Source organism: Fictibacillus sp. WQ 8-8, from assembly GCF_024494405.1.
GTDB lineage: Bacteria > Bacillota > Bacilli > Bacillales > Fictibacillaceae > Fictibacillus_C > Fictibacillus_C marinisediminis.
In genome coordinates, this window is record NZ_JAMXKG010000001.1 from 719,936 (window position 1) to 735,042 (window position 15,107).

Genomic DNA, 15,107 nt, shown 5'->3' on the forward strand with positions numbered 1-15,107 from the left:
ATTAGAATTCAACATCATTAACGTTTATCTTATCCCTACCAAATATTTTTTGTTTTCTTATTATTACCAGTGCAAAAACAACAGCAAAAAACAAAATCGAACTGTTAATAGACTGTGCTAGAAACTCTTGGCTAACACTTCTTAGATACCTTAACATATCAATCAGAAAATAAATAAACCAAAACTTAAGAACTAAATTACTTTTAAAGAACTTAATAAAGATCCCTATGATAATAGCTATTAAAATACCGTGTAACCAACTTAAATTACCACCATAGAACATAAAAGCTTCACCTAGCCAACTAGGTACAACTATATAATATCCGGGATCTCCCATTTCCATTCCAAGACGAGCATATGTGTATATTTCATTTACTAATGGTGGGTTATAATTTGGTAGTAAAAAATTAGGTATTGGTAGTGTAAATAACCATAATAGAAAATCACTTGGGTTTAAAAAATTTGAAATATTTACAGTTAAATCATAGTAAAGAGGAAAAGTTGCTTCCTGATTTAGAAATTCACTAAACATCCCACCAAAGGTTGCTGTAGCATAACTTTCGCCCTTTCGTAAAAAGTATAACTTGTTCATAAGGGGTACACCTATGATGCAAAAAATTCCTATTAATCCAATTAGCTTTGTTTTAGTTATATATTTCTCAGTATATAAATAGAAAATAATTAAAACTATCGGAAAAATAAAATCGTCTCTACCTAGACTACCTTTCGCTATAATATCAATGTAGAATGGTACAAGAACCCACAATATAAAAACAAAAGGTTTTTTCTTATATTTAAAAAGAGAGATAAAGTAAAAAGGTCTTGTAAGAACTGTTATCCATCCAATGATAATATAGAAATAATTATTACTTAAAGAAAGACGCTTGTTAAATACATCTAAAGAATTTGCGTCCGAAAATAGTATCCAGGGCTTAAAAAGATCTATTAAATGAATATTAGGAAAGAATAACAATAGAAATAATGAAAATGGATATACAAATCCCAAAACTCTAAATATAGACCAATTTTTTATAATTATTTCATCAAAAATCCCATATTCATTTACATTATCTTTAAATCTAATTCGTGAAATAGAGAGGATGACTATACAAAATGCCAAGTAGTAAGTAAAATACGATATTATATATTGTTTATTAGCATATATTAAAGAAAGTCCAATACCCGAATAAAATAAAAATCCAATTGTAAAAACATGTATTGTAAGCTTACTATATAAATCTCGTAATAATATATTAGTGAAAATCCAAATAAAGAAAGTACCCATTACTATAATAAATAAATAGATTGGATCAAACTCTAGCAGTTTTTCCACCTCCTAAACATATATTCGCAAAGTTCGCAATGATGTTTGTTTTTACTATAAGGAATTACATTAGTTTCTTATTTATTAGATGTTCAGTGAGACGGTCAGTTATTTTTTCATAGTTAAAAGCTTCCAGTTCTTCTTCATTTGGATTATATAAAATATCCCCTTTGGTACTTACTTGATTAAAAGAATCAACTATAAATTTTTTTAATGATTTAATATCATCATGATAAGTTGCTTCCTCAAATGCCATTCCAATTCGACAAGACTCAATTATACTTTTAGCTTCACTATTTTTCACATCTCCAGAAACTAATGCTAAAATTGGGCGTTTCGTCATCATATATTCAAGAAGTTTACCGGTTATTATGCCTTTATCATGTTTATCATTCCAAGTAAGCATCAAAAGAAGATGACATTCTTTTTGTAATTGTAATGATTGGCTTCTAGAAATCACCCCATGATTTATTAAGATATCACTAATCCCGTATTCAACCAATTGTGATTTGAAAATACTAAAACTTGAGCCCGCATAATGTATTTTTATTCTGTCTAAATCTATTGACCTTTCTTGTGTTAATTCTTGAATTGCTTCTGCTAGCATCTGAACCCTCGACCTATCTGGATAAAGGCGCCCAACGTAACATATATGCAAATTATTATCCTTTTCAATAATTTTTTCACGGTCATTCACCAAATTTAGATCTTCTAAATCATAACCATTTGTAAAAATTTGGACTTTGCCAATCATTTCATTCTTTAGATCCTTATGCCTATCAAGTATGCCTTCCTTCATTCCTTTTGATACTACAGATACAGAGTCTGCTTTAATAAGATTTTTTCTTTCAAACCTCTTTTTTATTCCGTAGATAGGAGGCACTTCATAATCTGATAACCTTATAATAGAATCACGTAAGTCCAACAACCAATGACTGCTTTTTGATTGTTTTTTTGCATATTTACCGATGTTAACAGAAGAAATAGGTCCAAAAGAAGAAAAGATAACATCGGGATTGTTATTATATATTAACTTGTCTATATGTTTTCGTGCTCCCTGAGTGAGCAAATAGTTAAAAAATACATCATAAGCATAATAAGCCATGTAAAAAAGCTGTTTCTTAATTGCACTTTTCTTTTTAATCGAGCCTCCCGACTTAGTGCCCTTAGGTGATTCTAAAGTTTCTTCACTACTATTCCTATTTATTTTCCTCGCTTTAAGCATAGTTTTCATACTAATAACTTTTAACCACAGCTTGGGCAAATTTACATACTCAATTTCAATTTCCTCTAACTCAGGAGATAATAAAGTTTCATCCTTTTTATTTTCATATGAATTGAAGGGATTTCCTTCGAATGTTAAGACACTTACTTTCCAACCGTTTCTTACTAAAAATTTTGCAAGTTTAGTCAATCTTATTGCAGCAACTTCATTTTTGGGAGCAAAATAATACGATATTATTAAAATAGAAGGTTTCTTCATATTAAATAAAATCACCCCTTTAATTCTTCATCATTTTAATATTTATCTTAAGTCAAATATATACAAGCTTTATTAGCCTTCATATTTTATCTTTCTTGCCTTAAAAAGGCTAAAACTTTTTGTGGTACAAGGCCCACTATTAAAGGTTTAATTGTATATATTAAACCAATTGGCATTAAATCTAGCATTTTAAACCCTCTGTATCTCACCTTAGCTTCATCTAAACGAAATTTTAATTTTCGTCGGTTATATGCTTCTTGGTTTTCCCGGAATTTAAAAAGATGTTCTTGAAGGTTATAACCCTTCTTTTCCTTTGAATATAGTCTCATAAATAATTCATAATCCTCACAGCGAAGAGTTTCTTTTGCTACTTTGTAACCATTCATCTCCTTTATTGTGGCACTTCTAATAAGTATTGATGGGTGAATAAATGGTGTACCAAACAAAAAGTGATTTCTTTTAGGGTATTCCTCTGTTCTTCTATAACCCCAATCACCATTTTCATCAAATAAAACTGCATTACAACCTACTAAATCATATTCAAGGTTATTATCTAAAAACTCAACTTGCTTTTCTAGCCTGTGGGGCAAAGAAATATCATCAGCATCCATTCTTGCTATATAATCTCCCTTAGAAATTTCTAAACAATTATTGAGAGTTGATGCTAACCCCTTATTAGTGATATTTTCAATTATTTTCACCCTACTATCATGATTTGTAATTTTTCTTACTAACTCTAACGTACCATCATTTGATCCATCATCACATATGATGAATTCGAAATCAGTGTAGGTCTGATTTAGGATTGAGTCAATTGCTGGCTTTACTAATGTTTCATTATTAGTATTATATATACCCATTATTACTGATACTCGTGGCATTATAAAACCGTCCTCACTTATCTCCTTGACATAAAATCACTTATTCTTCCAAAGTGTTATTTAAAATAATTCAAATAAATTTGTTCCAGTTCCTTTATTACATTTTCTGTTGAATAATCTTTGATTAACTCAATACTATTTTCACTCAATTTAATTCTCAATTCATGTGAATTGTAAAGTTCTTCTACTACTCTAGTAAACTCGTCGATATTATTAACCCCTGTTACGTACCCGTTTTTACCATTTGTAACTAAATCGCGATTTCCTCTACAATTTGTCACAATAAGCGGCAAACCCGTTGCCATAGCTTCCATCACATTTACCGGGAGACCTTCCCTTCTTGATGCTGAAACAGCAACATCTGATAATTTTAATAAGTTTGGTATATCATTTCTAAAACCTAAAAATTCGATATTAGTCCCTAGATCATACTTATTTACTTGTTCTTCATATTTCTCTTTGAGTGAGCCTTCCCCAGCAAGTAATAACTTTATGTTAGGTATTTTTGTCTTTAGTTTATTAATCACTTCTATAAGCAGGTCTTGATGTTTATTGTAATTTAATTCGGCAGCATAAAATAATATAAAATCTTCACTATTATAACCATATTTTGAACGAAGGATATTTTTCTGTTGAGAATTATTGTATGTGAATTTTTTAAAGTCAATCCCGACACCATGCACCTTAAAGACTGATTTTAGTCTTGTGTTTTTCAATTTATTAGCAGAATTATAATCTTCGCTATTGATTGTTATTATTGCATCAGTATAGTTTGCAGCAAACTTTTCCATTGGGTAGTATATTAACCAGTTTTTTAAAGGAGCACCTTTGAAAAAGTGAAAGCCGTGAGCTGTATATAGTATTTTTATATTAGATATGTTTCTACAAGCAATTCTTGCTATGAAGGACGCAATAGGTGTATGTGTATGAATTATGTCATACTTTCCAAACAAAACTAAATCCTTTAATTTTTTGTATGCGGAAAAGTTTTCTTTTTTTAGGGGAGACCTTTGAAATTCAATATTGTGGATATTACAGCCAAGTCTACTTAACTCTGAACTTACTTCCTGAATGACGTTCGAGGCGATATCGACTTGATGACCTTCTTTTAATAAATATTTTATATGTGGGATTAAAAATGCATTCACCGTATTGGAAATGGTTGATACATATAATATCTTCAATTTTAAACTCTCCAGTCTTATACTTACTTTTCTATTTTTCTCGCAGGAACACCAACATAAGTTCCTGTTTCATTTATATCCTTAACAACGACGGTACCCGCACCAATAATACACCACTGTTTGATATATATATTATTACTCACTACACTACCAGCCCCTAACCATGTACCTCGTCCTACCCTTACCGTACCTGCAATATGAGACCCAGGAGATACATGGACATATTCTTCAATAAAAGAATCATGGTCTACTGTAGCGCCAGTGTTAATAATGCAACCCTTGGAAACATTTGTGCAGCAATTTATGATAGCTCCAGCCATAACGACTGTTCCAGGAGAAAGCTCTACTTGACGTCCAATAGCAGCAGTAGGATGTATCAATGTAGGAATTGTTGCACCTTCTGCTTCAAGTTTAGCTTGAACATTTGCTCTAATAAGGTTATCCCCTATAGCAACGAAAATATCGTAATCATTCTTAAGAGCATATGCATCCTCTAACTTTCCTATTATATCTATCCCCATAGAAGACTGAATTGTTTCATTATCATCCAAAAAAGCTATATTTTCCCATTTGTTCATGTTTAATGCTATATCAGCCACGACCTTACCATGGCCACTAGCACCTATTATTAGAAGTTTGTATTTCATAGCTCTAATCTTTCCTTTTTATTTCCTTTAAAGGGCTCCATTGTTGCCGCAGAATCTGAATTAATTCCTTCCCTAACAAAAACCTTCTTATTTGTAGAAAAAATAATCTTCCAATCATTAATAAAACTCACATTGTCTACATATTTCACATCTAGATTAAATTTATCTTCCCAGCTAATAGCATTTCTACCACTTATCTGAGCTAAGCCAGATAAACCTGGTCTAACCTCATGGCGACGTTTTTGATGGTCATTATAAAGAGAAAGATACTGAACCAATAATGGCCTTGGACCTATAATTGACATATCTCCCTTAAGAATATTAAGAAGTTCTGGTAGTTCATCAAGTGATGTGGATCGAAGTAGCCTTCCAAATTTAGTTAACCTAACACTGTCTGGAAGCAATTCTCCATTCTCATCTCTTTCATCAGTCATTGTTCTAAACTTATACATCATAAAAATCTTCCCATTAAGTCCCGGCCGTTTTTGTTTAAACAGTACCGGACTACCTAACTTAGTTCTCACAAGGATAGCTACTAACAATAAGACTGGGCTAAGCACTAAAATAGCAATCAAAGAAAGTAAAAAATCCATTGGTCTTTTTATAAACCTTTTATAAATTCCACCTTTAGAATTTCCCATTACTTCAACCACAACCCCTTAATAGTCTTCACAACTCTTTTTAAGTCCCCATCCGTCATCTTCGTATCAGACGGCAAACACACACCATTCTCAAACAACTTCTCTGATACATCCGTTCCAACAAAATCAAATTTCTCAAAGAACGGCTGCATATGCATCGGTTTCCAAACCGGTCTTGATTCGATATTCTCAGCTTCCAGTGCATCAAATATATCGATTGGTCTCACTTTACCAGACAATGTTATCGAGCTTAACCAATAATTTGGTTCATCCCATTCATTATTAGGCATGAATTCAACACCTTCTAGCCCACCAAGCTCTCTCTTATAAAACTCTAAGATATAATTCTTCTTCGCAACTCTCTGATCTAATACCTTAAGCTGCCCTCTACCAATCCCAGCAACCACATTGCTCATCCGGTAATTAAACCCTAATTCGCTGTGTTGATAATGTCTTGCCTGATCTCTCGATTGAGTCGCCCAGAATCTAGCCTTAGCGATTCGTTCTTCATTATTAGAAACAAGCATCCCCCCACCAGATGTAGTGATAATCTTATTTCCATTAAATGAGAAGATGCCATAATCACCAAAAGTTCCAGTATGCTTACCTTTATAGTAAGTACCCAGTGACTCAGCCGCATCTTCAATAACCGCTACGTTATGACTCTTACAAATCACCATAATTTTGTCCATATCTGCTGACAAACCATATAGATGAACGACCAGTACCGCCTTTACTTCTGGATACTTTTGAAAAGCTTCTTCTAATGCTTTTGGGCTCATATTCCAAGTTTCATAATCACTATCGATAAATACAGGAATAGCATTTTGATAGATGATTGGATTTGCAGTAGCAGAGAAAGTAAGTGTTGGACAGAATACAATATCCCCTTCTCCGACTCCTGCTGCTTTAAGAGCTAGATGAATGGCAGCTGTTCCTGAAGACAGTGCTGCAGCAGCTTTAGAACCAACCTTCTCAGCAAGCTCTTTTTCAAATCCATTTACGTTTTCACCAAGGGGGGCAATCCAGTTTGTATCAAAAGCTTCCTTAACATATTCCATTTCAAAACCTTCATCACTCATGTGTGGTGATGAAAGAAAAATTCTTTCGTTTACTTTTGTTGTTGCCATCTTCAAGTCTTCCTTCCTCTGTTAGGTTAATACTTTAGTAGCTTAGGACTTAATTAGAAATCTCTCTAACCAACTAATAAACCACTAAGAAAAGCGAGTTATATATATCTTTTAACCATTAAACATACAAGCGGGTCCCTTAAAAAAGAGACCCACTTATCTATTTAATTTACACTTTTTACTAACAACTGTTCTTTTTTATTAGCTAACCCCAAAACATAATCCGACAAATAACCACCATCAAACGACTGATGATTCGCAATAAGATTAGCTACTCTTTCATAATCAAATGCCACCGTTTTCCCAATAAAAATCTTAGGAAAAACCTCTTTCTTATGAACTTCATTCTCTCCAAGCAGCTCTTCATACATTTTCTCACCAGGACGAATCCCTGCAAACTTAATTCCAATTTCATCAGTCGTATAACCTGAAAGGTGAATGAGGTTCTTCGCTAAGTCTACAATCTTAACCGGTTCCCCCATATCCAATACGAAGATTTCTCCACCACGAGCTAACGCACCCGCTTGCATGACTAATCGTGAAGCTTCTGGAATGGTCATGAAATAACGAGTCATATCCGGATGGGTTACCGTAACAGGTCCACCGTTTTGAATTTGCTTTTTAAAGAGTGGAATAACAGATCCACGGCTGCCTAATACATTTCCAAATCGAACCGCTACATAATTAGTAAGGCTCGTTTTATCTAGTTGTTGAATAACCATTTCAGCTATCCGCTTGGTTGATCCCATTACGTTCGTAGGGTTAACAGCCTTGTCTGAAGAAATTAAAACAAACGTTTTGACTCCAAAGACATTTGCTGCTTCAGCCACATATTTAGTACCAATTACATTGTTTTTTACAGCTTCCTTTGGGTTATATTCCATTAACGGAACATGTTTATGGGCAGCTGCATGATAAACAACATCTGGTGCATGGAGGCTCATCACTTCAAAAATACGATCTCGGTCTTGTACATCGGCGATAATCGGAATAATTTCAAATTGAGAACCATACTTGTTTTTTAGTTCCATATCGATAAGGTAAATGGAGTTTTCTCCATGACCCAGCAAGAGCAATTTTTTTGGTTTGAATTTACTTACTTGGCGGCAGATTTCCGAGCCAATTGAACCGCCCGCTCCGGTAACCAGTATCGTTTTATCCGTTAGATTTTTAGAAATGCTTTCCATATCCAATTCAACCGGTTCACGGCCAAGCAAGTCTTCCACTCGAACATCCCGGAACTGATTTACTGATACCTTTCCGGATACAATATCTTCAATCATCGGCATAATTTGTGTTTTAGCGTTCGTCTTGCTGCATTCCTGGTAGATCTTTTGAACATCTTTCTTACTAAGAGAAGGAATAGCAATAATAATGTTTTCCACGTTCAGATTTGTTGCAATTTTTGGAATATCTTCTGTTTTCCCATAAACAGTAACCCCGTAAATTTGCAATTTCGATTTCCTAGGATCGTCATCTACAAAGCCCACAGGAATTAGATCAGTATCACGGCTCTTGATTAACTGACGGACAAGCATGGAACCTGCTGAGCCAGCTCCAATGATTAACGTGCGTTTCTTTTCCTGTTGGGGCTGTATATAATAATCTCTAAGCATTCTCCAAGAAAAACGCGAACCTCCAATCAATAGGACATGAAGCATCCAAGTAATCCCTAATACTCTTACGTAGACATTCCCGTTGACTAGAAGCTGTATAATCCCTGTCGTTATAATGGATAGAGTAACCGCCCGCAAAATTCCGATGATTTCTCCTACGCTTGCGTACTCCCATGCTTTTTGATATAAACGGAATTTAAAGGCAAAGACATGATGACTAACAAGTAAGGCTACAGAACTGATAACAATGGTTTTTAAGGTATAGATGTTGAAGTATGGATGAAGAGTGAAATAACCGATATAAATGGCTGTTAAAACAATAAGTGAATCAAGTACAATCAACATCGATACTCGCTTTTGATAGCTCAAAATTTATCCCTTCTTTTCATTGAGTTTTGACAAAGTAAACTTTATCGGCCTAGTGGTTTATTTCTATTCCTTTTAAAAGTCGTTCTAGCTCAGGTAGTAATTGTTGGCTAATTTCTTTGTCTTTTAATGCAAATTCAATGGTTGTCATGATAAATCCGAGCTTCTCACCAACGTCATAACGGGTACCTTCGAAATCATAGGCAAAAACTCGCTGGTACTGATTGAGTTTTTGGATGGCATCTGTCAGTTGAATTTCACCGCCAGCTCCTTGTTCCTGTTTATCCAAGTAATTAAAGATCTCAGGTGATAAAATGTAACGGCCCATGATCGCTAAGTTTGATGGCGCTGTTCCTAATGCAGGCTTTTCAACAAAATTTTCTACGCCATATAACCTGCCTACTTGAAACGATGAATCTACTATTCCATAACGGTGTGTTTCATTTTCGGGAACGGTCTGTACTCCAATTACTGATGATCCAATCTCTTCATATTGCTCAATCAGCTGCTTTAAGCAAGGCTTGTCTGCCTGAACAATGTCATCACCAAGTAATACCGCGAATGGTTCGTCACCAATAAACTTGCGTGCACACCATACGGCATGTCCCAATCCCTTTGGTTCCTTTTGGCGAATGTAATGAATATCTGCCATCTTGGAGGATTGCTGAACCTTATTTAGTAAATCGATTTTCCCTTTTTCAAAAAGATTTTGTTCCAGTTCAAATGCATGGTCAAAATGATCTTCAATGGCACGTTTTCCTTTACCGGTTACAATAATGATGTCTTCAATACCAGATTCGATTGCCTCTTCAACTATGTATTGAATGGTTGGTTTGTCCACGATTGGCAGCATTTCTTTTGGCATTGCTTTTGTTGCTGGAAGGAAGCGGGTCCCTAATCCCGCAGCTGGTATAATTGCTTTTCGTACTTTTTTCATCCCTATCATCCCCTTTTCTAGTATTTTTCATTAAAAAATACCTAGAAGCTTCTTCTTCCTTATTGGTTTTGGTTCTTCTATATAAATGCTCTGATTGTTAACTATTAGCTGCGTATTTTCTTGCAGGTAATAGATCATATGATTACCGTACTTTTTGCTTATTTCGTCAAACGCCTCCCTTAAATTAAAGCCACGGGACGAAATATTATGAGCATCAGAAGCTATAAAGTGTGTTAAATGATTTTCTACTAATTTTAGTGAAAAAGACTTAATATTCTTCCCAAACCCGCCGATAATACTATTGGCTGTTACTTGGGTTAAAGCCCCCTCTTTGACGAGGTTGTATAAAAGGTGTGGATTTTCGATTAATTCACTATTGCGTTCCGGATGAACGATGATGGGCGTGATCTCCTGAAGCTTGCACTCATAAATTATTTGACGGGTGTAGTTGGGTACAGCGTTGGATGGAAGTTCGATCAGTATGTACTTACCCAGGTTATTTAACGTCAGCAATTGATCGTTTGCCAAATCAGCTAGAAATTCTGCATAGATGCGTATTTCCTGTCCTGGAAGTATGGTTAGAGGAATTTGATTGTGTAATAGCGCTTCGTTCAGGCGTTCCGTTTGGAGCAGAATGTCCTGTTTGCTATTTTCATATTTACCGTTGCGGTGATGAGGTGTTGCAAATAATGTTGTAATGCCATCTTCGACTGCTCGTTTGGCCATGTCGAAACTCGCAGTCAGATCTGGTGCTCCGTCATCAATACCTGGTAAGACGTGACTATGGACATCAATCAAAATACCTACACTCCCTTCATAAAAAAAGGTGAAAGAACCAACGTACACACTTCTGGTTCTTTTTACCATAAAACTAATACGTTTCCTATGGTAGCATAACTGTACAATCCATCAAGGGGCTTATTTTGTCGAAATGTATTAATTTTTTTTGTTATTTACTGCCGTAATAGTAGTAATAGCTGCTATCGTTCGTTTCTTTTCCGTTCAATACGACACCTAAAATCTTTGCATTTGCATTTTCGAGCAGTTCCTTCGCTTTTAACGCTTCTTCTTTCTCCGTTCTTCCACTGCTTGCTACAAGTACTACTCCGTCACAGCGATTCGATAAGATTTGAGCGTCGGTTACAGCTAGTACTGGCGGCGAATCAAACAGTACATAATCATACTTACTGTTCGCGTCTTCTACAAGAGCTTCCATCGCTTTGGAATTTAACAGTTCAGAAGGGTTTGGCGGGATCGGTCCGCTTGGCAATACATACAGATGCTCTACATTTGTCTTTTGAACCGCATCCCCAAAAGTGAGTTGCTTCGTCAGGACACTGGTCATTCCCTGAATGTTACTCACCCTGAACGTATAATGAACGGTCGGCTTTCGTAAATCTCCATCGACTAGGAGAACCCTTTTTCCTTGCTGGGCGAGCACAACAGCAAGATTGGCTACTGTCGTTGACTTTCCTTCTCCCTGTCCAGCAGATGTTACGAGTAACGTTTTATACTGTTTGTCAATGGATGAAAACTGAATATTGGTACGGATTGTGCGGTATTGCTCAGAAATCGGCGACATTGGATTATTGTGAGTGATTAAACTTCTCTGTGTGAGATTACTGATGGTTTTACGCAATTTACGGCTCAATGGTCGTTCCTCCTACAGTATTTATACTGCTTTTCTTCGATATGATGGATCTTTCTCTTCGTTTACGGTCATTTTCGGTATCGTTCCTAGCACCGGCAGTTCGAGGAAATTTTCGATATCCTGTTCTGTTTTCAGCGTGTTATCGAGGTATTCTAGTAAGAAGGCAAGTCCTACACCTGTCATCAATCCGACAACCAGTGCAATTGCCATGTTCAGCATTGGATTTGGTTTGACTGGAGATGGATTCTCTTTCAGTTCCGCTTTGGACAAGACACTTACGTTATTTATATTCATGATGGAAGGTATTTCATCCTTGAAGGTATCAGCAATGTTGTTGGCAATTTTGACCGCCATGGCCGGATCGGGGTCTTGAACTGTTACGTTAAATACCTGTGATTCCTGTTCACTGTTAATGGTAAGTTTATTGGTGAGACCTTCAACCGTTGTATTTAGATTAAGGTTATTGATCACTTTAGAAAGAATGGCGGGACTTTTAATAATCACACTATAGGTATTGACCATCTGTACATTCGTTTGAACCTGATTGTAATCTGGACCGTTTTTATTTGATTTTTCTTGGTTGACAAGAATCTGTGTGGAAGATTGGTAGACAGGGGTTAATACAAAATAGGAAACCACTCCGCTTATGGCTACAGCCACGATTGTAATGAATACAATGATCAGCAGCCGTTTTCTAATCGTTTGATATATATCTTTTAAACTAATCGTTTCTTCCATGGCACCCTCCAAAGTAAAAATTTACATACGATGTATTATAGCATAGTAATTTGGCAGATAAAGACATGAATTAAGATTTTTTGTAAAAATTTATAAGTTAATGTTATTTTGAGATAACTATGGGTCTATAGACTGCTGTTACCAGTTACATATAAATACTCTATAGAAAATAATTTCATCCCTTGTGATGGGTGATAACCCTAGTAAACTAGTATTCCTCTTTTCATTATTTAGCAAAAGCTTTATACTACTAAAGGATAGGTAGTTAAATCGTTCGGTCTGTGTAACTTTTTGTCTTATTTTAGGGAATATATTCCCTTTTTATAGGGACTATGGTTTAATGGACAAAACAATTATTTTCCAAATTTTAGGTCGATGGGAGGACATATAATGCCGGATATACAAGTAGTTATGATCATGCCCAAAAAAAGACCGCACATTACTGCAATCCCCAATTCAACGAAACAGTTTGAGGAAATCGTAGGCGGTCCAGTCGATATCTTAAGTTTTCATCGGCAACATTACAAAATTGTTTGCAACATTGATGAAGGTTACGACCTTACATACAATAAAAAGGCGCCTGCCAGCACCTTTTTTATTGCCAAATATCAGGGTCAGTTTGAAAGCTTGAGTGATGCAGAAACGGAAGAAATTAAAGATGTCTTAAAAGCTAAAATGAAGAAGTGGAAGTAAAAGAATCTTTAAATCCAATACTACCATTTAACCGCTGAATGAAACGAAGTTGACATAAAACGTTTAGGAGGTGCCTGGCCGCACCTTCTTTTATTATGTTCTTTTATGGAGCAGCCTGCTTTATGACCTGCCTGCGCATCTGGCGGTAGTGGTTCTCACAGTATCCTTTACAAAAGTGCGGTTTTTCACAGCCTATCATTTGGCAAACATTAATAACTTTTGTTATCTCCGGATTTCCATGTCTTGCCCACCTTTTATAATGCATGTGACAGAGGTCCCTGGCTGCAACTTTTTTTTTACACTCTTTTATCTTGCATGTCTTCATTTAGATCATCACCTTAAACTCCCTTGATAATCTATTTATCGGACGTTACTGTAAATTATTCACCAAAAATTTATACCGCTGCACGATTGATGTATATCGCAACAATGATTACTAAGGCCCATATCGGGAGTGATAATCCCAGCCCCCACATACAACCTTTAATAAAACCGATTTCTTCTATCATCTCTCATTTCTCCATTCCTTAATTCAATATATGTAACCTCGTTTAGATCAACTTATATCAAGGTTGATAATCTATATATCGGACGTTTTTGCTAATAATTTAGGAAAGATGTATTGGGAAAATAGATAGATCTCAGTGTCGAATGATGGAGGTTAGCTTATCCGATTTTCCCAAGAAAAACAGCCAAAGATTTGTCGTTACATGCCGATAAGGGATTTTGGTTTTGTTAGTGCTAATGTAATGGTGCCAGGTTCCCGTAAAGAACAACTGGAACTCGGTACAAAAAAGCAGAATTCCTATTGGAGTTCTGCTTTTTTGCTTGCTAACAGAGGTAGATTTCATGCATTAAAAATGAACTTCATCTTGATTGGTTACAACTAATAACGCTTTTCCCTTGTCTAATTCTTCTTCTAGTTGTTCAGCCTTTGATTGGTCAAATCCAATTTCCGTCATTTTGGACCTTAATTTATCACCTTTGCTTTTGAACACATTTTTCGTCGCAGTGCCTAACCCAGTGACGTTAACCCCAATCTTATTGGCATCTGTTTCCTTCCTGTCGCGTCTGACATGATCATTGTCATGAGCAAGAATGTAAATATCATCATCTCGAATTCCATTGTTTCTAAGCTTGTCAATCGATTCACTCAAATGTTCATCATTGTGGAATATTTTAAATTTAGGATTCAATTAAATCAGCCTCCCTAGGACAAAAAGTACCCCCTTTTGAAAAAACCTAAACCATTGGATCGAAACAACGATTATTTAAGTACTAACGTTATGGTCCCCGGGCTTTTGGTGTTAGACTAAAAGAAAAACTCGTTCCATGAGGAGGCGTTTGTATGAGTTCTTATCTTTTTGATCAATTGCGTTTTGTCAGGTCAAACACGCTGAAATTGGTTGAAGGTCTGGAGGATGAACGTTCCGAAATCATTCCAGCTCCCTTGAACAACCATATCAAATGGAATCTTGGACATATTTATTTCATCCACGAGAGGAATGCTTTTCAATTCGTAAAGGAAAAGGAAGATTGGATCATGCCTGAGTCCTTTCCGTCGTTGTTCAGCCCTGGGACAAAGCCGGAAAACGGCCAAAGGATGCCGGTAGACCTTTCAGAGATCGTGCATTTAATGGAAAATCAGATCGACCGGATTGAATCCACATTCAAGGACCGGTTAAAAGAAAAGACAGAACCCTATACTACATCCATGGGGCTGCACCTCTCCACTGTTGAAGAGTTTTTAAGCTGCTGCCTGTATCATGAGGGCATGCATTTGGAGAGGATTAATGTGATCAAGAAACTAACCTAA

General features: G+C 35.7%; 16 protein-coding genes. 2 read left to right on the top strand and 14 right to left on the bottom strand.

Going from position 1 to position 15,107, the window contains the following annotated elements:
* Position 1: 1 nt before the first annotated feature.
* From M1K46_RS03505 to M1K46_RS03560, 12 genes are all read right to left on the bottom strand, one after another.
* Positions 2–1,333 (bottom strand): hypothetical protein, encoded by a 1,332-nt coding sequence (locus tag M1K46_RS03505; RefSeq protein ID WP_256224914.1) that lies wholly within the window; start codon positions 1,331–1,333, stop codon positions 2–4.
* Positions 1,334–1,388: 55 nt separating this feature from the next.
* Positions 1,389–2,807, bottom strand: coding sequence for a hypothetical protein (locus M1K46_RS03510; RefSeq protein ID WP_256224916.1), 1,419 nt, complete (start codon positions 2,805–2,807; stop codon positions 1,389–1,391).
* 86 nt (positions 2,808–2,893) lie between these two features.
* Positions 2,894–3,688, bottom strand: coding sequence for a glycosyltransferase family 2 protein (locus M1K46_RS03515; RefSeq protein WP_256224917.1), 795 nt, complete (start codon positions 3,686–3,688; stop codon positions 2,894–2,896).
* Between the two features lie 56 nt (positions 3,689–3,744).
* Positions 3,745–4,872: a glycosyltransferase family 4 protein gene (locus M1K46_RS03520; RefSeq protein WP_256224918.1), complete on the bottom strand. Its 1,128-nt coding sequence runs from the start codon at positions 4,870–4,872 to the stop codon at positions 3,745–3,747.
* A gap of 23 nt (positions 4,873–4,895) precedes the next feature.
* Positions 4,896–5,519: an acetyltransferase gene (locus tag M1K46_RS03525; protein ID WP_256224919.1), complete on the bottom strand. Its 624-nt coding sequence runs from the start codon at positions 5,517–5,519 to the stop codon at positions 4,896–4,898.
* Positions 5,516–6,160 carry a sugar transferase gene (locus M1K46_RS03530; protein WP_305583994.1) on the bottom strand — a complete coding sequence of 215 codons (645 nt, stop codon included), beginning with the start codon at positions 6,158–6,160 and terminating at the stop codon, positions 5,516–5,518. The genes M1K46_RS03525 and M1K46_RS03530 overlap by 4 nt, the downstream gene beginning before the upstream one ends.
* The gene (locus tag M1K46_RS03535; protein ID WP_256224920.1) at positions 6,160–7,290 is read right to left on the bottom strand and encodes a DegT/DnrJ/EryC1/StrS family aminotransferase; all 1,131 of its coding nucleotides are present in this window, start codon (positions 7,288–7,290) and stop codon (positions 6,160–6,162) included. Before M1K46_RS03535 ends, M1K46_RS03530 begins: the two co-directional genes overlap by 1 nt.
* A gap of 164 nt (positions 7,291–7,454) precedes the next feature.
* Entirely contained in the window at positions 7,455–9,275 is a 1,821-nt protein-coding gene (locus M1K46_RS03540) for a polysaccharide biosynthesis protein (protein ID WP_256224921.1), read from the bottom strand.
* Between the two features lie 49 nt (positions 9,276–9,324).
* A complete protein-coding gene (gene galU, locus M1K46_RS03545; RefSeq protein ID WP_256224922.1) occupies positions 9,325–10,209 on the bottom strand; it encodes a UTP--glucose-1-phosphate uridylyltransferase GalU in 885 nt (294 codons plus the stop codon).
* 30 nt (positions 10,210–10,239) lie between these two features.
* Positions 10,240–11,007, bottom strand: a complete 768-nt coding sequence (locus M1K46_RS03550; RefSeq protein ID WP_256224923.1) for a tyrosine-protein phosphatase — start codon at positions 11,005–11,007, stop codon at positions 10,240–10,242.
* A gap of 151 nt (positions 11,008–11,158) precedes the next feature.
* On the bottom strand, positions 11,159–11,860 hold the full coding sequence (locus M1K46_RS03555; RefSeq protein ID WP_305583998.1) for a CpsD/CapB family tyrosine-protein kinase: 702 nt from the start codon (positions 11,858–11,860) through the stop codon (positions 11,159–11,161).
* Positions 11,861–11,881: 21 nt separating this feature from the next.
* On the bottom strand, positions 11,882–12,598 hold the full coding sequence (locus tag M1K46_RS03560; protein WP_256224924.1) for a YveK family protein: 717 nt from the start codon (positions 12,596–12,598) through the stop codon (positions 11,882–11,884).
* A gap of 390 nt (positions 12,599–12,988) precedes the next feature.
* Here M1K46_RS03560 and M1K46_RS03565 point away from each other — a divergent pair, with 390 nt between their 5' ends.
* Positions 12,989–13,291, top strand: coding sequence for a DUF3846 domain-containing protein (locus tag M1K46_RS03565; RefSeq protein ID WP_256224926.1), 303 nt, complete (start codon positions 12,989–12,991; stop codon positions 13,289–13,291).
* 103 nt (positions 13,292–13,394) lie between these two features.
* Here M1K46_RS03565 and M1K46_RS03570 read toward each other — a convergent pair whose 3' ends face one another.
* Entirely contained in the window at positions 13,395–13,616 is a 222-nt protein-coding gene (locus M1K46_RS03570) for a hypothetical protein (RefSeq protein WP_256224927.1), read from the bottom strand.
* Positions 13,617–14,145: 529 nt separating this feature from the next.
* Complete coding sequence (locus M1K46_RS03575) at positions 14,146–14,487, bottom strand: general stress protein (protein WP_256224928.1); 342 nt, start codon at positions 14,485–14,487, stop codon at positions 14,146–14,148.
* A 152-nt stretch (positions 14,488–14,639) separates the two neighbouring features.
* On the opposite strand from M1K46_RS03575, the gene M1K46_RS03580 reads away from it, so the two are divergent.
* Positions 14,640–15,107 (top strand): DinB family protein, encoded by a 468-nt coding sequence (locus M1K46_RS03580; protein ID WP_256224929.1) that lies wholly within the window; start codon positions 14,640–14,642, stop codon positions 15,105–15,107.